Raw genomic sequence first — 17,178 nt, forward strand, 5'->3', positions numbered from 1 at the left:
CCCCAGTGGCATCCTTGGGACGCGGAGCGGACACCAGGAGGACAGGGCGATGGCGATGAGCACGGCACCGACACCGGCCCGGCCGATGCGCGCCGACGCGCGCCGCAACTACGACCGGCTGCTGAGCGAGGCACGTACGTCCTTCGCCGCCCAGGGCACGGATGCCTCGCTGGAGGACATCGCCCGGCGGGCGGGCGTCGGCATCGGCACGCTCTACCGGCACTTCCCGAACCGCCAGGCCCTGATGAACGCGGTGTTCCAGGACGCCCTGAACGCTCTGCTCGACCGCTCCCGCGAACTGGCGCACGCCGAACAGCCGTGCACCGCGCTCGTGGAGTGGCTGGGTGCGATCGTCACTCATGCGGGTGAGTACCGCGGCCTCGCACAGGCGCTCATGTCGGCTTCGGGTGACGAGACCTCGGAACTGACCTCGTGTCATGTGCCCCTGCGCCAGGCCGGTGCGCGGCTGCTGACGCGAGCACAGTCGAGTGGCTCGGTGCGGGCGGATGTGTCGATCGACGACCTTCTGCAACTGACGAACGCGATCGCGCTGGCCGCGGAGCAGACCCCGACCGACCCCGCCCTGGCCAACCGTCTGCTCCGGCTGACGCTCCGCGGTCTGAAGGCCGACCCGGCCGGCCCGCAGCTGTCACCCCCTCCCGGCGACTGAGGGCGCCGTCCGGCGCACCGCCACCGGCCTACCGGCGCCGTAGGTCCGCGACGCGGCCCACGGGCCCGTCCGCCAGCGCGGCCGCGCTCCGGAGCTGCGGCCCGAGGCCTCCCGGCCCTCCGTGGCCGCCCTGCGTGCGCCGCTGTCCGGGCAACGGCATCTCCTGCCTGGTCTGCCGTCCGGGCGGCAGGGCATCACCGGCCGTGGACTCCGCGCCGGGCCCGGCCACCGTGATCTCCACGCCCTGGTCGGCCAGGGCCTGCAGCTCCGTGGCCGCACGCTCGTCGTGGACCGGCGGCTCGTCCGTCACCAGACGGGTGATCAGCTCCGTGGGCACCGTCTGGAACATGGTGTCGGAGCCGAGCTTCGTGTGGTCCGCCAGGACCACCACCTCGGCCGCCGCCTGCACCAGAGCCCGGTCCACGCTCGCCGAGAGCATGTTGGACGTGGACAGCCCGCGCTCGGCGGTCAGCCCGCTCCCGGAGAGGAAGGCGCGGCTCACCCGCAGCCCTTGGAGGGACTGCTCGGCACCGCTGCCGACGAGGGCGTAGTTGCTCCCGCGCAGGGTGCCGCCCGTCATCACCACTTCCACCCGGTTGGCATGGGCCAACGCCTGGGCGACCAGCAGCGAGTTGGTGACCACGGTCAGGCCGGGCACCCGCGCGAGCCGGCGGGCCAGCTCCTGCGTGGTCGTTCCGGCGCCGACCACGATGGCCTCGCCCTCACCGACCAGACCGGCCGCCAGGTCGGCGATAGCCGTTTTCTCCGCGGTGGAGAGATGGGATTTCTGCGGAAAGCCGGACTCCCGCGTAAAACCGCCCGGCAAGACCGCACCGCCGTGCCGGCGGTCGAGGAGTCCTTCTGCCTCCAGTGCCCGCACGTCCCGCCGTACGGTCACTTCGGAGGTCTGGACGACGCGGGCGAGCTCACGGAGCGATACCGCCCCGTTGGCGCGCACCATTTCGAGGATCAATTGACGACGTTCTGCAGCGAACACGAAACTGACAGTAACCTGGCCGTAGGTTGCTTTTCAGCAGTTTGCGCCGAATAACAGAAGTTGTACATAGGCGGGGCCCCCTAGTGGTATAGGGGGCCCCGCCTTCGTTACGAGCAGTCCGTACTACGCCTCGCCGGCGCTCTTACGGGTGTGCAACTGCCGGGCCACTTCGGCGATCGAGCCGGAAAGGGACGGGTACACGGTGAAGGCGTTGGCGATCTGCTCCACCGTCAGGTTGTTGTCGACCGCGAGCGAGATCGGGTGGATCAGCTCACTTGCCCTCGGGGCGACCACACAGCCGCCGACCACGATGCCGGTACCGGGCCGGCAGAAGATCTTGACGAAGCCGTCCCGGATGCCCTGCATCTTGGCGCGCGGGTTGCGCAGCAACGGCAGCTTCACGACACGGGCGTCGATCTTGCCTGAGTCGACGTCCGCCTGGCTGTAACCGACGGTGGCGATCTCGGGGTCGGTGAAGACGTTCGCGGAGACCGTCTTCAGGTTCAGCGGCGCCACCGCGTCGCCGAGGAAGTGGTACATCGCGATCCGGCCCTGCATCGCCGCGACCGAGGCCAGGGCGAAGATCCCGGTGACGTCGCCCGCCGCGTACACCCCGGGGGCGCTGGTGCGGGAGACCCGGTCGGTCCGGATGTGCCCGGACTCCTTGAGCTGCACCCCGGACTCCTCCAGGCCCATGCCCGCGGTGTTGGGGATCGCGCCGACCGCCATCAGGCAGTGTGTGCCGGAGATGACGCGGCCGTCGGCCAGCGTCACCTCGACGCGGTCGCCGACGCGCTTGGCGGACTGGGCGCGGGAGCGGGCCATGACGTTCATGCCGCGGCGCCGGAAGACGTCCTCCAGGACTGCGGCGGCGTCCGGGTCCTCACCCGGGAGCACGCGGTCACGGGAGGAGACCAGCGTCACGCGCGAGCCGAGCGCCTGGTAGGCGCCGGCGAACTCGGCGCCGGTGACACCCGAGCCGACCACGATGAGCTCCTCGGGGAGCTCGTCCAGGTCGTAGACCTGCGTCCAGTTCAGGATGCGCTCGCCGTCGGGCTGGGCGTCCGGGATCTCCCGGGGGTGGCCGCCGGTCGCGATCAGCACCGCGTCGGCGGTGAGCCGCTCCTCGGTGCCGTCGGCGGCCGTCACCACGACCTGGCGGGACCCGTCGGTGGCCTGGAGGCCCTCCAGCCGGCCGCGGCCGCGCATGACCCTGGCACCCGCGCGGGTGACGGAGGCGGTGATGTCGTGCGACTGGGCGAGCGCGAGGCGCTTGACCCGCCGGTTGACCTTGCCGAGGTCGACACCCACCACCCGGGCGGCCTGCTCCATGTGCGGGGTGTCGTCGGCGACGATGATGCCGAGTTCCTCGTAGGAGGAGTCGAAGGTGGTCATCACCTCGGCCGTCGCGATCAGGGTCTTGGAGGGCACGCAGTCGGTGAGGACCGACGCGCCGCCGAGGCCGTCGCAGTCGACGACGGTCACCTCCGCGCCGAGCTGGGCGCCGACCAGTGCCGCCTCGTAGCCGCCGGGGCCGCCGCCGATGATCACGATCCGGGTCACGAAAAGTCCGCCTCGCGTGGTGTCATCCCACGGCCGTCTGCCGCCCCGGCCGGGGGTCCGGGGGATCGCCCCGGCGTATGCAGTACGTAATTCATTGTCCCGCACGCGCCAAGCTGCTTCGCCCCGGGGCCCTCCATCCGGGAACGCGCCTGGCCGGGCCACGGCCTCCGGCCCTCCGCGGACCGCCCCCGACCGGGCGTCTTCCTCGTCGGAACCGGCACGCTCCCCGCCACCTCCCGTACCCTCGACCCCATGTCGCTCTACGCCGCGTACGCCGGCAACCTCGACGCGCGGCTGATGACGCGCCGCGCACCGCATTCCCCGCTGCGCGGCACGGGCTGGCTCAACGGCTGGCGGCTGACGTTCGGCGGGGAGCAGATGGGCTGGGAGGGCGCGCTGGCCACGGTGGTGGAGGCACCTCGTTCCCAGGTGTTCGTCGCGCTGTACGACCTGGCCCCGATGGACGAGGACTCCATGGACCGCTGGGAGGGTGTCGGGCTCGACATCTACCGGCGCATGCGGGTGCGCGTGCACACGCTGGACGGCGAGGAGCCGGCCTGGATGTACGTCCTCAACGGCTACGAGGGCGGGCTGCCCTCGGCGCGCTATCTGGGCGAGGTGGCCGACGCCGCCGAGTCCGCCGGTGCGCCGCACGACTATGTGATGAACCTCCGCAAGCACCCCTGCTGATCCCTGCCCCGACCGGCTTCTGTACGAAAGTACGAAGAGGACCGGCCAGAGTCTCCACGGACGCATCTACGCGCGTAGGGAATCACCGGTTACCCTCATCCGCGTGAACGCATCTGTTATTCCGGACCACATCCAGGGCGACCCCCACGCCGCCGCTGCCGACGCCGCCGCCCGCCTGCGCGAGCTGACCGGCGCCGAGACCCACGACGTCGCTCTCGTGATGGGCTCCGGGTGGGCCCCCGCCGGCGATGCGCTCGGCATCCCGGAGGCCGAGTTCCCGGTCACCGCCCTGCCCGGCTTTCCTGCCCCGGCGGTGGAGGGCCACGGCGGCACGATCCGCTCGTACCGGATCGGCGAGAAGCGCGCCCTGGTCTTCCTGGGCCGCACGCACTACTACGAGGGCCGCGGCGTCGCGGCGGTCGCCCACGGCGTCCGTACGGCCGTCTCCGCGGGCTGCCGGACCGTCATCCTGACGAACGGGTGCGGCGGCCTGCGCGAGGGCATGCGCCCCGGCCAGCCGGTCCTCATCAGCGACCACATCAACCTCACGGCCGCCTCGCCGATCGTGGGAGCGAATTTCGTCGACCTGACCGACCTGTACTCGCCGCGACTGCGGGCGCTGTGCAAGGAGATCGACGAGACGCTCGAAGAGGGCGTGTACGTGCAGTTCCCCGGCCCGCACTACGAGACCCCGGCCGAGATCAACATGGTCCGCGTCATGGGCGGCGACCTGGTCGGCATGTCCACCGTCCTCGAGGCCATCGCGGCCCGTGAGGCCGGTGCGGAGGTGCTGGGCATCTCCCTGGTCACGAACCTCGCCGCGGGCCTGAGCGGCGAACCCCTCAACCACGAGGAGGTCCTCCAGGCCGGCCGCGACTCGGCAACGCAGATGGGCGCGCTGCTCGCGCGGGTACTGGACCGGATCTGAGCCGCCCGTCTCCCCCGAGGCACCGGGCGACCGAGATCAGCCTGGCGGCGTTCGAGGCGCGGGGCTGCACGAATCCGGCCTCACCTCATCCGAGACGCGGCTGAGCGGATTCAGCCTCGCCGGCGCTCGAGGCGCGAGGGTCCGGGGCGGAGCCCCCGGTTTCGGGAAGGGGCGGGCAGGGGAACAGCCCCGCGCAGCGGCCCCTACCCCGACCCCGCCCGACCCGCCCCCACCCAATCGCACCGCAGAAAGGCGGACACCGTGCAGCAGGACCTCATCACGCGGGCCAGGACCTGGCTGGCCGAGGACCCGGACCCCGAGACCCGCGCGGAGCTCGCCGGGCTCATCGACACCGGGGACCTCGCGGCGCTCGCCGACCGCTTCGCGGGCACGCTCCAGTTCGGCACGGCCGGCCTGCGCGGAGAGATCGGCGCCGGGCCGATGCGCATGAACCGCTCCGTCGTCATCCGCGCGGCCGCCGGGCTCGCCGCGTACCTGAAGGCGCAGGGCCGGTCGGGCGGGCTCGTCGTCATCGGCTACGACGCCCGCTACAAGTCCGCCGACTTCGCCCGCGACACCGCGGCCGTGATGACCGGCGCCGGCCTGCGCGCGGCCGTGCTCCCGCGTCCGCTGCCCACACCGGTCCTCGCGTACGCCATACGGCACCTGGGTGCCGTCGCCGGCGTGGAGGTCACGGCCAGCCACAACCCGCCGCGTGACAACGGCTACAAGGTCTACCTCGGCGACGGCTCGCAGATCGTGCCACCGGCCGACGCGGAGATCGCCAAGGCGATCGCGGCGGTGGGCCCGCTCGACGGTGTACCCCGCCCGGAGTCCGGCTGGGAGATCCTCGGCGACGAGGTCCTGGCCGCATACCTCGCCCGTACGGACGCCGTCCTCAGCCCCGGCTCCCCCCGCACCGCGCGCACCGTCTACACCGCGATGCACGGCGTCGGCACCTCCGTCCTGACGGCTGCCTTCGCCCGGGCCGGTTTCCCCGAGCCCGTGCTCGTCGCCGAACAGGCGGACCCCGACCCGGCGTTCCCCACCGTCGCCTTCCCCAACCCGGAAGAGCCCGGCGCCATGGACCTCGCGTTCGCGACCGCGCGCCGGGCACGCCCGGACATCGTCATCGCCAACGACCCGGACGCCGACCGCTGCGCCGTCGCCGTGCCCGACCCGTCGGCAGGGGACGGCTGGCGGATGCTGCGCGGCGACGAGGTCGGCGCCCTGCTCGCCGCCCATCTGGTGGACCGCGGTGTCGGCGGAGTGTTCGCCGAGTCGATCGTGTCCTCGTCCCTGCTGGGCCGGATCGCCGAGAAGGCGGGCCTCGGCTACGAGGAGACGCTGACGGGCTTCAAGTGGATCGCCCGCGTCGACGGCCTTCGGTACGGATACGAGGAGGCGCTCGGCTACTGCGTGGACCCGGAGGGTGTTCGCGACAAGGACGGCATCACGGCCGCCCTGCTGATCGCCGAACTCGCCTCCGCGCTCAAGGAGAAGGGCCGGACCCTCCTCGACCTGCTCGACGACCTCGCGGTCGAGCACGGACTGCACGCCACGGACCAGCTGTCGGTCCGGGTCGAGGACCTGACGGTCATCGCGGACGCCATGCGGCGCCTGCGCGAGGCTCCCCCGACCGCCCTGGCGGGCCTCCCCGTCACCTCTGCCGAGGACCTCTCCCTGGGCACGGACTCGCTGCCGCCCACCGACGGCCTGCGCTACCACCTGACGGGCGCCAGGGTCATCGTCCGCCCGAGCGGCACCGAGCCGAAGCTCAAGTGCTACCTGGAGGTCGTGGTCCCGGTCGGTTCGGCGGACGAACTGCCCGCGGCCGGCGCGAAGGGCGCGGAGCTGCTGGCCGCCATCAAGCGCGACCTGGCTGCCGCGGCGGGGATCTGACGTCCGCGACCATCTGGCGACACCGGCTGGATCCTGCCCCGGTCAGCCGATGGCGAGCAGGACCACGAACAGCACGGCGCCGACCACGGCCGGGACGATCACCTCGTAGGCCCAGCGCGCCGACGCGGTGGTCGCGCCAGGCCCCTTGCCCCGGCCGGCACGCTCGGCGAGTTCCCGCAGGTCGGCCACCGTCCGGTCCGCGGCGGCGGCACGGGCCTGGGAGTCACGGACGTCGGCGTGCACGGAGGTCCGGCCGTACGGGTCGTCGTGCGCCTGCTGGGTGGCCTTCCTGGCCGCCCTCTTGCGCTCGCGCAGCGAGACCGGGACCGCCCACAGCTGGTACTTGTCGCCGCTGTGGGTGAAGATCTCGCTCGAGTAGGCGGCGCGCAGGGTGGAGACGTCCGTCCAGGGCAGCACGATCGTGCGGAACGGGTTGCGGATCCGGATCCGCTCCTCGTCGGCGAAGACCGCGGGCCGCAGCGTGAACGCCACGATCAGCGGGATCACCGTCAGCAGCGCGGCCAGCGCCAGCCACGGCACCCACCCCTTGCCCTGGACCACCGCGTCGCCGCCGATCCAGCCGGCCAGCAGGATCAGCAGCGCGCCGCTGACCAGCCCGGCGCCCGACCGGAAGGTCCGGTCGGCGTAGGCGGGCTCGGCGGGGGGTGTGGGGCTCGTCATGGTCCCGATTCTGCCTGACGCGTCACCGGGGACGCGGCGCGGCCGTGTGCCCGGCCTGTGGAAGGCCCGAAACGGGGAGGGGCCTGTACAGGTCGCTACGCGCGTAGATATGCTCATGTGGTGACCATGCCCACCACTGCTCCCGCATTTGCCGACGCGACGGCGTCCGACAGTGCGCTGCGCCGCTTCCTGCACGGGCTGCCCGGTGTCGACACCGTCGGCCTCGAAGCGCGCGCCGCCTCCCTCGGTACCCGATCGATCAAGACGACCGCCAAGGCGTACGCCATCGATCTCGCCATCTCGATGATCGACCTGACGACGCTGGAAGGCGCGGACACCCCGGGCAAGGTCCGGGCTCTCGCCGCCAAGGCGGTCAACCCCGACCCCACCGACCGCACGGCCCCGCGCACCGCGGCCGTCTGCGTCTACCCCGACATGGCGGCGACCGCCGTCGCCGCGCTGGCCGGCTCCGGGGTGAAGGTCGCGTCCGTCGCGACGGCCTTCCCCGCCGGACGCGCCGCGCTGGACGTCAAGCTCGCGGACGTCCGCGACGCCGTGGCGGCAGGGGCCGACGAGATCGACATGGTGATCGACCGCGGCGCCTTCCTCTCCGGCCGCTACCTCAAGGTCTACGAGGAGATCGTCGCCGTGAAGGCCGAGTGCGGCTCCGCACGGCTGAAGGTGATCTTCGAGACCGGCGAGCTGTCCACGTACGACAACATCCGGCGGGCCTCCTGGCTCGGGATGCTGGCGGGAGCGGACTTCATCAAGACGTCGACCGGCAAGGTCGGCACCAACGCCACCCCGGCGAACACCCTGCTGATGCTGGAGGCCGTGCGCGACTTCCGGGAGCAGACGGGCGTGCAGATCGGCGTGAAGCCCGCGGGCGGCATCCGCACCTCCAAGGACGCGATCAAGTTCCTCGTCCTGGTGAACGAGACCGCGGGCGAGGACTGGCTGGACAACCACTGGTTCCGCTTCGGCGCCTCCAGCCTGCTGAACGACCTGCTGATGCAGCGCCAGAAGCTCAGCACCGGCCGTTACTCCGGCCCCGATTACGTGACGGTGGACTGATCTCCATGGCATCTGCATTCGATTACGCGCCGGCACCGGAGTCCCGCTCCGTCGTCGACATCGCCCCCTCGTACGGCCTGTTCATCGACGGCGAGTTCACCGAGGCGGCCGACGGCAAGGTCTTCAAGACGGTCAGCCCGTCCACCGAGGAGGTCCTCTCCGAAGTCGCGCGAGCGGGCACCGAGGACGTCGACCGGGCCGTGAAGGCGGCCCGCAAGGCTTTCGAGAAGTGGTCGGCGCTGCCCGGCTCCGAGCGCGCCAAGTACCTGTTCCGGATCGCCCGGATCATCCAGGAGCGCTCGCGCGAGCTGGCCGTCCTGGAGACCCTGGACAACGGCAAGCCGATCAGGGAGACCCGCGACGCGGACCTCCCGCTCGTCGCCGCGCACTTCTTCTACTACGCCGGCTGGGCCGACAAGCTGGGCCACGCCGGCTACGGTCCGGACCCGCGCCCGCTCGGCGTGGCCGGCCAGGTCATTCCGTGGAACTTCCCGCTGCTGATGCTGGCCTGGAAGATCGCCCCGGCGCTCGCCACCGGCAACACCGTGGTGCTGAAGCCGGCGGAGACCACTCCGCTGTCCGCGCTGTTCTTCGCCGACGTCTGCCGCCAGGCCGGCCTGCCCAGAGGCGTCGTCAACATCCTCACGGGATACGGCGACGCGGGCGAGGCGCTCGTCTCGCACCCCGACGTGAACAAGGTCGCCTTCACCGGGTCCACCGCCGTCGGCAAGGCCATCGCGCGGCAGATCGCCGGTACGGACAAGAAGGCCACGCTCGAACTGGGCGGCAAGGGCGCCAACATCGTCTTCGACGACGCCCCGGTCGACCAGGCCGTCGAAGGCATCGTGACCGGCATCTTCTTCAACCAGGGCCAGGTCTGCTGCGCGGGCTCGCGGCTCCTCGTGCAGGAGTCCGTGCACGACGAGGTGCTGCACTCCCTCAAGCGCCGGCTGTCCACGCTCAGGCTCGGCGATCCGCTGGACAAGAACACCGACATCGGCGCGATCAACTCCGCGGAGCAGCTCGCCCGGATCGGCGCGCTCGTCGAGACCGGTGAGGCGGAGGGCGCGGAGCGGTGGTCCGCGCCGTGCGAACTGCCGTCCGCCGGTTACTGGTTCGCACCGACCCTCTTCACCGGGGTCACCCAGGCACACACCGTCGCCCGCGACGAGATCTTCGGCCCGGTGCTGTCGGTGCTGACCTTCCGTACGCCGGACGAGGCCGTCGCCAAGGCCAACAACAGCCAGTACGGCCTGTCGGCGGGCATCTGGACGGAGAAGGGCTCCCGCATCCTCGCGGTGGCGAACAAGCTCCGCGCCGGCGTGGTGTGGGCCAACACGTTCAACAAGTTCGACCCGACCTCGCCGTTCGGCGGATACAAGGAGTCGGGCTTCGGCCGCGAAGGCGGCCGTCACGGTCTGGAGGCCTACCTCGATGTCTGACGGGCGACTGAGCGTCTTCAAGACCTACAAGCTGTACGTCGGGGGCAAGTTCCCCCGCTCCGAGAGCGGCCGGGTGTACGAGGTGACCGACTCCAAGGGCAGGTGGCTGGCGAACGCCCCGCAGTCCTCGCGCAAGGACGCCCGCGACGCGGTCGTGGCCGCGCGCAAGGCCTTCGGCGGCTGGTCGGGCGCGACCGCGTACAACCGCGGGCAGATCCTCTACCGCGTCGCGGAGATGCTGGAGGGCCGCAGGGAGCAGTTCGTGCGGGAGGTGGCGGACGCCGAGGGACTGTCGAAGTCCAAGGCGGCAGCCGTCGTCGACGCGGCGGTCGACCGCTGGGTCTGGTACGCGGGCTGGACCGACAAGATCGGCCAGGTCGTGGGCGGGGCGAACCCGGTCGCGGGCCCGTTCTTCAACCTGTCCACCCCGGAGCCGACGGGCGTGGTCGCGGTCCTGGCCCCGCAGGAGTCCTCGTTCCTGGGCCTGGTGTCGGTGGTCGCCCCGGTGATCGCCACGGGCAACACCGCGGTCGTCGTCGCCTCGGCCGACGCGCCGCTGCCCGCGCTCTCGCTGGGCGAGGTGCTGGCGACGTCGGACCTGCCGGGCGGTGTGGTGAACATCCTGTCGGGGAAGACGGCCGAACTGGCGGCGCCCCTGGCCTCGCACCAGGACGTCAACGCCATCGACCTCACGGGGGCCGACGCCGGGCTGGCGAAGGAGCTGGAGATCGCGGCGGCGGACAACCTGAAGCGCATCTCCCGTCCACAGGCTGTGGACACGGGCGACTGGTCGGCCGACCCCGGCACCCGGCGCCTGACGGCCTTCCTGGAGACCAAGACGGTCTGGCACCCGACGGGCGCACTTGGGGCCTCCGGCTCCTCCTACTGACCCCGGGCACGTGTGTGGGGCCGCCCACCGGGCGACCCCACACACGTGCGTACGACAGGTCAGCCGGTGACCAGACCGGTCACCTCTCCGACCACGGGCAGATCACTGAGCGCGGCACCGCTGGTCAGCGGGTCGGTGACCAGCGCGGTGGTCACGGGCTTGAAGTCGGCGACCTGGGTGCCCACCGCGTTGTCCAGCGGGTCCACGCCCGTCCCGGCCAGCGGGTCGATCTGAAGGTCGGTGACGGGCTTCACGGCCCCGGAGAGCCCGTAACCGAGCGCGCTGGTCAGTGCGGGCGCCGCCGCGTCACCGACAGCCCCCAGGGTGCTGTCCGCGGCGTCGGCGCCGGTCGCGGGCGGTGCGGGCAGCGGCGCGGCCTGCGCCGCCGCCCCTCCCGCACCGAGCGCCGCGCCCAGTGCGGTGAGGGTCAGACCGGCGCGGAGCAGAGCTCGGCGCCGGGGCTTGGACAGTGCATGTCGTGCCATGTTTTCCCACCTGATCGGGACGTGTCGGGTAATCATCCGTGCGCGCAGAGTAGTTGAGGTGTGATGCTCGATACCAACAGGACCTCCCGGCGATCCCCTACGCGGGTCAATGCCTCACACTTCTGTTCTGTGAGTTCCCAACCGATCCCCACGCGCGTCGTGCTGCTCGCCGGTCCGTCCGGCTCCGGCAAGTCCTCCCTCGCGGCCCGCAGCGGTCTCCCGGTGCTGCGCCTGGACGACTTCTACAAGGAGGCGAACGATCCGACACTGCCCCGGGTCACCGGCAGCGCGGACATCGACTGGGACTCGGCCCTGTCCTGGGACGCGGACGGCGCGGTCGCGGCCATAGCGGAGCTGTGCGCCACGGGGCGTACGTCCGTTCCCCTGTACGACATCGCCACGAGTTCGCGGACGGGCCAGGAGACGCTCGACATCGAACGCACGCCCCTGTTCGTCGCCGAGGGAATCTTCGCGGCGGACATAGTGCGGCGCTGCCAGGAGATGGGCCTGCTCGCGGACGCGCTGTGCCTGCGCGGGCGGCCGTCGACCACGTTCCGCCGACGACTGGTGCGGGATCTGCGGGAGGGCCGGAAGTCGGTGCCGTTCCTCCTGCGGCGCGGATGGCGGCTGATGCGGGCCGAGCGGGGCATCGTGGCCCGCCAGGCGGCACTGGGTGCGTATCCCTGCGCCCGGCAGGAAGCTCTGGGCAGGCTCGCCGCCGCCGCGGCGGGGCGCTGCCGGACCCCGCGGAGCCGGGTGCCGAACTAAGGGCTGTCCCGGAGACAAGGGCTGTTCCGGAAACACAGCGGGGGCGGACAGGACCCCCCGGCCTGTCCGCCCCAGCTGCGCGCTACCCCCGTACCGCCGCCTCCCCCGAAGCCGCGGCCTTTCCCCCGTGTCGCCGCCTCCCCCGAAGCCGCGGCCTTTCCCCCGTGTCGCCGCCTCCCCCGAAGCAGCGACCGTTCCCCCGTATCCCCCGTACGCCTCAGGCCACCAGCTCGCCGAAGGACTCCTCCTCGTCACGGCCGAAGCTGAGGACGTCGTCCTCACGCAGCCGGCGGAGCGACCGCCAGATGCTCGACTTCACCGTGCCGACACTGATGTCGAGGATGGACGCGATCTCCGGGTCCGTGCGGCCCTCGTAATAGCGGAGGACCAGCATCGTGCGCTGGAGTTCGGGCAGCCGCGCGAGCGCCTGCCAGAGCACCGCCCGCAGTTCCGTGCCCCGCATCGCGTCCGTGTCGCTCACCGTCTCCGGCAGCTCCTCGGTCGGGTACTCGTTGAGCTTGCGCCTGCGCCACGCGCTGATGTGCAGGTTGGTCATGGTGCGGCGGAGATATCCGCCGACAGCCGCCTTGTCGCTGATCCTGTCCCACGCCCGGTACGTCGAGAAGAGGGCGCTCTGCAGCAGATCCTCGGCCTCGAACCGGTCGCCGGTCAGGTGATAGGCGGTTGCGTACAGGGAGGCACGGCGCTCCTGGACATAGGCGGTGAACGCGGCTTCGGCGTCCTCCGTCCGGGCCAGGGGCGTCCGGTCCCCCGAGACCTCCCCGTACGCGCTTCCCCCGTTTTCCCCCGTGGGCGCGTCAACCATCGTCAGATACGACGAGTGCTGACGCCCGGCGCCACGCACACGCCCCCGCGCTCCGACGCCGGACTTCTCCGGGCTCCGCCCGACGTCGTGAAGGCGTGTGACAACTGCGCTTGAGGTGGTGCTGTGCAGTGCGTTCATCTGGCGCCCCCCATCGGTGGAGTCCGTTCGTTCCGTGTTCCAACGAGCTTGCCGGGGCAGTTTCATGGGCCTGTCCCCCGACTGTCACAGGGCTGTCACAGGGCATGTCGTCCGATCAAGTCGGGGGGATTGTCGAAACGTGGCACCACCATGGGCCAGAATGGCCCACGTGCCTTTCCTGTTGCTGATCGAGGACGACGACGCCATCCGCACAGCCCTCGAACTTTCCCTGTCACGCCAGGGCCACCGTGTGGCCACCGCGGCGACGGGAGAGGACGGCCTGGAGCTGCTCCGGGAGCAGCGGCCTGACCTGGTTGTGCTGGATGTGATGCTGCCCGGGATCGATGGTTTCGAGGTCTGCCGGCGAATCCGGCGTACCGACCAGCTGCCGATCATTCTGCTGACCGCGCGCAGCGACGACATCGACGTCGTGGTGGGACTGGAGTCCGGCGCGGACGACTATGTGGTGAAACCCGTACAGGGCCGGGTACTCGACGCCCGTATCCGCGCGGTCCTGCGCCGCGGGGAGAGAGAGTCCACGGACTCGGCGACGTTCGGGAGTGTCGTCATCGACCGTTCGGCGATGACCGTCACCAAGAACGGGGAGGACCTGCAGCTCACGCCGACCGAGCTGCGGCTCCTGCTCGAACTGAGCCGCCGGCCGGGACAGGCCCTGTCCCGGCAGCAGTTGCTGCGTCTCGTGTGGGAACACGACTATCTCGGTGACTCACGGCTGGTGGACGCCTGTGTGCAGCGGCTGCGGGCGAAGGTGGAGGACGTGCCGTCCTCGCCGACTCTGATCCGTACCGTGCGTGGTGTGGGCTACCGGCTGGATTCGCCTCAGTGAGCGATTCCGCGAAGCGTTCCATACTCGCGGGTCTTCGCTGGACCAGCCTGCGGCTGCGGCTTCTGATCGTGTTCGCGCTGGTGGCCCTCACGGCGGCGGTGTCCGCGTCGGGCATCGCGTACTGGCTCAACCGTGAGGCGGTCCTGACGCGTACGCAGGACACGGCGCTCGGCGACTTCCGCCGTCAGATGCAGAACCAGGCCGCCTCGCTGCCGCTGGAGCCCACGGCGGACGATCTGCGGGACGCCGCCGAGCAGATGGCGAGCAGCGGACCGGGCTACCACGTGCTGCTGATCGGCACCCGTGACGGCAAGCCCGTCACCGGGTCGTCCGACCTCGACTCGTTCACCAAGGCCGACGTGCCCGCCTCGCTGCAGAAGCAGGTGAACAAGAAGCAGCCGCTGACGTCGACCAACACCTTTGAGTACCACCTGTTCTGGCAGCGGACGACCCTGGGCAACACGCCCTATCTGGTGGCCGGGACGAAGATCATCGGTGGTGGTCCCGCCGGATACATGCTGAAGTCGCTCGACCAGGAGCGCGAGGACCTCAGTTCGCTGGCGTGGTCCCTGGGGATCGCCACGGCACTGGCCCTGGTCGGCTCGGCGCTCCTCGCCCAGGCCGCGGCGACGACCGTGCTGCGGCCGGTGCAGCGGCTGGGCGACGCGGCACGCAAGCTCGGCGAGGGCAAGCTCGACACCCGTCTCGTTGTCTCCGGAACCGATGAACTCGCCGATCTCTCCCATACGTTCAACAAGGCCGCGAGCTCCCTGGAGAAGAAGGTCGCGGACATGAGCGCGCGGGAGGAGTCGAGCCGCAGGTTCGTCGCCGACATGTCGCACGAACTGCGCACCCCGCTGACCGCGATCACGGCGGTCGCCGAGGTGCTGGAGGACGAGGCGGACAGCCTGGACCCGATGATCGCGCCGGCCGTGCACCTGGTGGTGAGCGAGACGCGGCGGCTGAACGACCTGGTCGAGAACCTCATGGAGGTCACCCGCTTCGACGCCGGTACGGCCCGCCTCGTCCTGGACACGGTCGATGTCGCCGATCAGGTGACCGCCTGCATCGACGCCCGCGCCTGGCTGGACGCGGTCGATCTGGACGCGGAGCGCGGCATCATGGTGCGGCTGGACCCGCGCCGGCTCGACGTGATCCTGGCGAATCTGATCGGCAACGCCCTCAAGCACGGCGGATCGCCGGTGCGGGTGTCCGTACGGACGGACGAGGACGAGCTGGTCATCGAGGTGCGCGACCACGGCCCGGGCATCCCCGAAGAGGTCCTGCCCCATGTGTTCGACCGCTTCTACAAGGCGAGTGCCTCCCGCCCGCGCTCGGAAGGCAGCGGTCTCGGCCTGTCCATCGCGGTGGAGAACGCTCACATCCACGGCGGCGACATCACGGCCTCGAACCTGCCGGACGGCGAGGGCGCGGTGTTCGTGCTGCGGCTCCCGCGGGACGCGGAGGCGCTGACCGGCGCCCCGGAGTCGGACGACCCGGACGAGAAGGGCGACTCTAAGTGATGCGCAGCGAGCGGGCGTACGGCGCACCGCGCAGGGCCCGGCCGGCGCGGAGTCCCCGCAGGGCCGTTGCCGCGCTGGCCGCCGTCGCGGCCTGCGCCGCGCTGGCCGCGGGCTGTGGCATCCGCAGCACCTCGGTCCCGGTCGACGCCGGGGCCGCGCCGTCCCGGATGCCGTGCCGGACGGCATCGGCGCAGGCGACCGCGCCACCGCCGGAGAGTGTCTCCGTACGGATCTACCTGGTCTGCGCCTCGCAGCTGGTGACGGTGGAGCGCACGGTCGAGGTCGACGAGGCGCGGTCCGATCCGCTCCTGATCGCGCAGACGCTCCTGAGCGAGCTGCAGCGGGAGCCGGACTCCGACGAGCGGCGCGCCGGCTTTACCACCGACGTGCCGGCGGGCCTGCGGGTCTCCGGTGCCCACAAGGGGGACCCGGAGGGCACGCTGCGGCTCAACGAGCAGCCGGACGACCTTCCGGCGGAGGCGCTCGCGCAGGTGGTGTGTTCGTACGCGGACAGCGAGTCGCTCGGCTCCGGGGGTTCGGTCCTGCTCGGCGGGCCCGGGAACTACGCCCCGCGGGGTTACCTGTGCACGTCGGAGACGAAGAGCCGGCTCGGCGAGGTGCCCACGCTGGGCGCGATCGGACTGTCCTGAGGTCCGCATGGATGCCGGAGGCCGCCCCACGGCCCTCGGACCGTCCCGGGCGCTCCGGCCCGTCCCCGGGTTCTCGTACCGCTCGTAGCGCTCGTGCTGCTCGTGCTGCTCGTGCTGCTCGTGCTGCTCGTCACAGAGCCTCTCGGAACTGGACGGAACCGATCCTGCCGGTCGTGGCGTCTTGGTGCACGTGCGTCACAGTTCGGACGGCCCGGCCGTCATCCGCTTCCGCGCGGCGGGGGTACTCCTCCTCCTCGTGCATCTTCTGTACGTCGGCTGGCTGACGCTGCGCCCGCTGGACGTGCCCTGGGTGACGGCCGCGAACTTCCAGCCGTTCGCCGGGATCAGGGCGGACCTGGCCCTGAGCCCGGCCGAGGCGGTGCGCCGTATCGGTGAAGCCCTGCTGCTGCTGGCGCCGCTGGGCATACTGCTGCCGATGGCCGGCGGCAGGCTGCTGGTCTCTCCGTGGGCCTCGCTGGCCCGTACGGTCGCGGCCGGGGCGCTGATCTCGATGGCGATCGAGCTCGCGCAGACAGGAGTGCCGGGCCAGGTCGTCGACGTCGACTCGCTGCTCCTGAACACCGCGGGCGTCGCTCTGGCCCATCTGCTGGTCGTCCCGCTGTCGCGGTCACGGCTGCGCCGGGGCAACCGGGCGGGGGCCGGCGACCTGTCCCGGATCGGGAACGGGCTCCTGTCGGCCCGGGCCGAGGGCCCTCAGGGGTCCACCCCGACGATTACCAGGGTCGGCATCGCCCCGTAGAGCGATGCTTTGTCCCCCTTCGCGGAGCCACTATGGAGATACGGGAGCACGACCGGAGCTGCTCCCCGAAACGGTTCGCGAAGGAGCCCACCATGGCCGCACTTGCCCGCCCCCGTGACGGACGCATGATCGGTGGAGTGTGCGCAGCGCTGGCACAGCGCTTCGGCACCTCCGCAGGGACGATGCGAGTCATCTTCCTGGTGTCGTGCCTGCTGCCCGGCCCTCAGTTCCTGCTCTACCTGGCGCTGTGGATACTGCTGCCGTCGGAGAAGAGCCCGGCCGCGACGGCCTGGTGATCATCGGGACACGGGGAGAGACCTGTGGGGCGCACACCCGGTCCGGGTG

The 17,178-nt window shown here is 71.4% G+C and carries 18 protein-coding genes; 13 read left to right on the top strand and 5 right to left on the bottom strand.

Annotation, left to right across the window (positions count from 1 at the left end):
* Positions 1-49: 49 nt before the first annotated feature.
* Positions 50-670, top strand: a complete 621-nt coding sequence (locus ACFWFI_RS28375; protein WP_387395447.1) for a TetR/AcrR family transcriptional regulator — start codon at positions 50-52, stop codon at positions 668-670.
* Between the two features lie 28 nt (positions 671-698).
* Here the strand turns inward: ACFWFI_RS28375 and ACFWFI_RS28380 are convergent, their stop codons facing one another.
* Positions 699-1,667, bottom strand: a complete 969-nt coding sequence (locus ACFWFI_RS28380) for a DeoR/GlpR family DNA-binding transcription regulator (RefSeq protein WP_387395411.1) — start codon at positions 1,665-1,667, stop codon at positions 699-701.
* Between the two features lie 123 nt (positions 1,668-1,790).
* Complete coding sequence (locus ACFWFI_RS28385) at positions 1,791-3,230, bottom strand: NAD(P)H-quinone dehydrogenase (protein WP_387395414.1); 1,440 nt, start codon at positions 3,228-3,230, stop codon at positions 1,791-1,793.
* A gap of 252 nt (positions 3,231-3,482) precedes the next feature.
* On the opposite strand from ACFWFI_RS28385, the gene ACFWFI_RS28390 reads away from it, so the two are divergent.
* From ACFWFI_RS28390 to ACFWFI_RS28400, 3 genes are all read left to right on the top strand, one after another.
* Complete coding sequence (locus ACFWFI_RS28390) at positions 3,483-3,920, top strand: gamma-glutamylcyclotransferase (protein WP_073746014.1); 438 nt, start codon at positions 3,483-3,485, stop codon at positions 3,918-3,920.
* A gap of 103 nt (positions 3,921-4,023) precedes the next feature.
* Entirely contained in the window at positions 4,024-4,848 is an 825-nt protein-coding gene (locus tag ACFWFI_RS28395) for a purine-nucleoside phosphorylase (RefSeq protein ID WP_387395417.1), read from the top strand.
* 261 nt (positions 4,849-5,109) lie between these two features.
* Positions 5,110-6,750 (top strand): phospho-sugar mutase, encoded by a 1,641-nt coding sequence (locus ACFWFI_RS28400; protein ID WP_387395420.1) that lies wholly within the window; start codon positions 5,110-5,112, stop codon positions 6,748-6,750.
* 42 nt (positions 6,751-6,792) lie between these two features.
* Here the strand turns inward: ACFWFI_RS28400 and ACFWFI_RS28405 are convergent, their stop codons facing one another.
* Positions 6,793-7,431 carry a PH domain-containing protein gene (locus tag ACFWFI_RS28405; protein ID WP_387395422.1) on the bottom strand — a complete coding sequence of 213 codons (639 nt, stop codon included), beginning with the start codon at positions 7,429-7,431 and terminating at the stop codon, positions 6,793-6,795.
* A 126-nt stretch (positions 7,432-7,557) separates the two neighbouring features.
* On the opposite strand from ACFWFI_RS28405, the gene deoC reads away from it, so the two are divergent.
* Genes deoC through ACFWFI_RS28420 form a run of 3 tightly spaced genes read left to right on the top strand, consistent with a single transcriptional unit; the run spans position 7,558 to position 10,836 of the window.
* Positions 7,558-8,505, top strand: coding sequence for a deoxyribose-phosphate aldolase (gene deoC, locus ACFWFI_RS28410; protein WP_387395450.1), 948 nt, complete (start codon positions 7,558-7,560; stop codon positions 8,503-8,505).
* 5 nt (positions 8,506-8,510) lie between these two features.
* Complete coding sequence (locus tag ACFWFI_RS28415) at positions 8,511-9,947, top strand: aldehyde dehydrogenase family protein (protein ID WP_387395424.1); 1,437 nt, start codon at positions 8,511-8,513, stop codon at positions 9,945-9,947.
* A complete protein-coding gene (locus tag ACFWFI_RS28420; RefSeq protein ID WP_387395427.1) occupies positions 9,940-10,836 on the top strand; it encodes an aldehyde dehydrogenase family protein in 897 nt (298 codons plus the stop codon). The genes ACFWFI_RS28415 and ACFWFI_RS28420 overlap by 8 nt, the downstream gene beginning before the upstream one ends.
* Before the next feature lie 59 nt (positions 10,837-10,895).
* Here the strand turns inward: ACFWFI_RS28420 and ACFWFI_RS28425 are convergent, their stop codons facing one another.
* Entirely contained in the window at positions 10,896-11,321 is a 426-nt protein-coding gene (locus ACFWFI_RS28425) for a hypothetical protein (RefSeq protein WP_387395430.1), read from the bottom strand.
* A 63-nt stretch (positions 11,322-11,384) separates the two neighbouring features.
* Between ACFWFI_RS28425 and ACFWFI_RS28430 the strand changes: the two genes are divergently transcribed.
* Complete coding sequence (locus ACFWFI_RS28430) at positions 11,385-12,089, top strand: uridine kinase family protein (protein ID WP_387395432.1); 705 nt, start codon at positions 11,385-11,387, stop codon at positions 12,087-12,089.
* Between the two features lie 217 nt (positions 12,090-12,306).
* On the opposite strand, the gene ACFWFI_RS28435 is transcribed toward ACFWFI_RS28430, so the two are convergent.
* Positions 12,307-13,053 (bottom strand): SigE family RNA polymerase sigma factor, encoded by a 747-nt coding sequence (locus ACFWFI_RS28435; RefSeq protein WP_387395434.1) that lies wholly within the window; start codon positions 13,051-13,053, stop codon positions 12,307-12,309.
* A 169-nt stretch (positions 13,054-13,222) separates the two neighbouring features.
* On the opposite strand from ACFWFI_RS28435, the gene afsQ1 reads away from it, so the two are divergent.
* The 5 genes from afsQ1 to ACFWFI_RS28460 all read left to right on the top strand — a co-directional run bounded on the left by afsQ1 (position 13,223) and on the right by ACFWFI_RS28460 (position 17,129).
* Positions 13,223-13,900: a two-component system response regulator AfsQ1 gene (afsQ1, locus tag ACFWFI_RS28440; protein ID WP_015578482.1), complete on the top strand. Its 678-nt coding sequence runs from the start codon at positions 13,223-13,225 to the stop codon at positions 13,898-13,900.
* Positions 13,897-15,423: an ATP-binding protein gene (locus ACFWFI_RS28445; protein ID WP_387395437.1), complete on the top strand. Its 1,527-nt coding sequence runs from the start codon at positions 13,897-13,899 to the stop codon at positions 15,421-15,423. The genes afsQ1 and ACFWFI_RS28445 overlap by 4 nt, the downstream gene beginning before the upstream one ends.
* Positions 15,423-16,073: a hypothetical protein gene (locus ACFWFI_RS28450; RefSeq protein ID WP_387395440.1), complete on the top strand. Its 651-nt coding sequence runs from the start codon at positions 15,423-15,425 to the stop codon at positions 16,071-16,073. Before ACFWFI_RS28445 ends, ACFWFI_RS28450 begins: the two co-directional genes overlap by 1 nt.
* 184 nt (positions 16,074-16,257) lie before the next feature.
* On the top strand, positions 16,258-16,833 hold the full coding sequence (locus ACFWFI_RS28455) for a VanZ family protein (RefSeq protein ID WP_387395442.1): 576 nt from the start codon (positions 16,258-16,260) through the stop codon (positions 16,831-16,833).
* Between the two features lie 92 nt (positions 16,834-16,925).
* Entirely contained in the window at positions 16,926-17,129 is a 204-nt protein-coding gene (locus ACFWFI_RS28460; RefSeq protein WP_387395445.1) for a PspC domain-containing protein, read from the top strand.
* Positions 17,130-17,178: the final 49 nt, after the last annotated feature.

This window comes from Streptomyces sp. NPDC060209, assembly GCF_042728155.1.
Lineage (GTDB): Bacteria > Actinomycetota > Actinomycetes > Streptomycetales > Streptomycetaceae > Streptomyces.

Excerpts from the sequence above, each read along its gene's own strand:
- ACFWFI_RS28435 (WP_387395434.1), bottom strand. The coding sequence starts at position 13,053 with ATGAACGCACTGCACAGCACCACCTCAAGCGCAGTTGTCACACGCCTT.
- ACFWFI_RS28420 (WP_387395427.1), top strand. The coding sequence starts at position 9,940 with ATGTCTGACGGGCGACTGAGCGTCTTCAAGACCTACAAGCTGTACGTC.
- ACFWFI_RS28460 (WP_387395445.1), top strand. The coding sequence starts at position 16,926 with ATGGCCGCACTTGCCCGCCCCCGTGACGGACGCATGATCGGTGGAGTG.
- ACFWFI_RS28375 (WP_387395447.1), top strand. The coding sequence starts at position 50 with ATGGCGATGAGCACGGCACCGACACCGGCCCGGCCGATGCGCGCCGAC.
- ACFWFI_RS28390 (WP_073746014.1), top strand. The coding sequence starts at position 3,483 with ATGTCGCTCTACGCCGCGTACGCCGGCAACCTCGACGCGCGGCTGATG.
- ACFWFI_RS28415 (WP_387395424.1), top strand. The coding sequence starts at position 8,511 with ATGGCATCTGCATTCGATTACGCGCCGGCACCGGAGTCCCGCTCCGTC.
- ACFWFI_RS28425 (WP_387395430.1), bottom strand. The coding sequence starts at position 11,321 with ATGGCACGACATGCACTGTCCAAGCCCCGGCGCCGAGCTCTGCTCCGC.
- deoC (WP_387395450.1), top strand. The coding sequence starts at position 7,558 with ATGCCCACCACTGCTCCCGCATTTGCCGACGCGACGGCGTCCGACAGT.
- ACFWFI_RS28405 (WP_387395422.1), bottom strand. The coding sequence starts at position 7,431 with ATGACGAGCCCCACACCCCCCGCCGAGCCCGCCTACGCCGACCGGACC.
- ACFWFI_RS28450 (WP_387395440.1), top strand. The coding sequence starts at position 15,423 with ATGCGCAGCGAGCGGGCGTACGGCGCACCGCGCAGGGCCCGGCCGGCG.
- ACFWFI_RS28430 (WP_387395432.1), top strand. The coding sequence starts at position 11,385 with ATGCTCGATACCAACAGGACCTCCCGGCGATCCCCTACGCGGGTCAAT.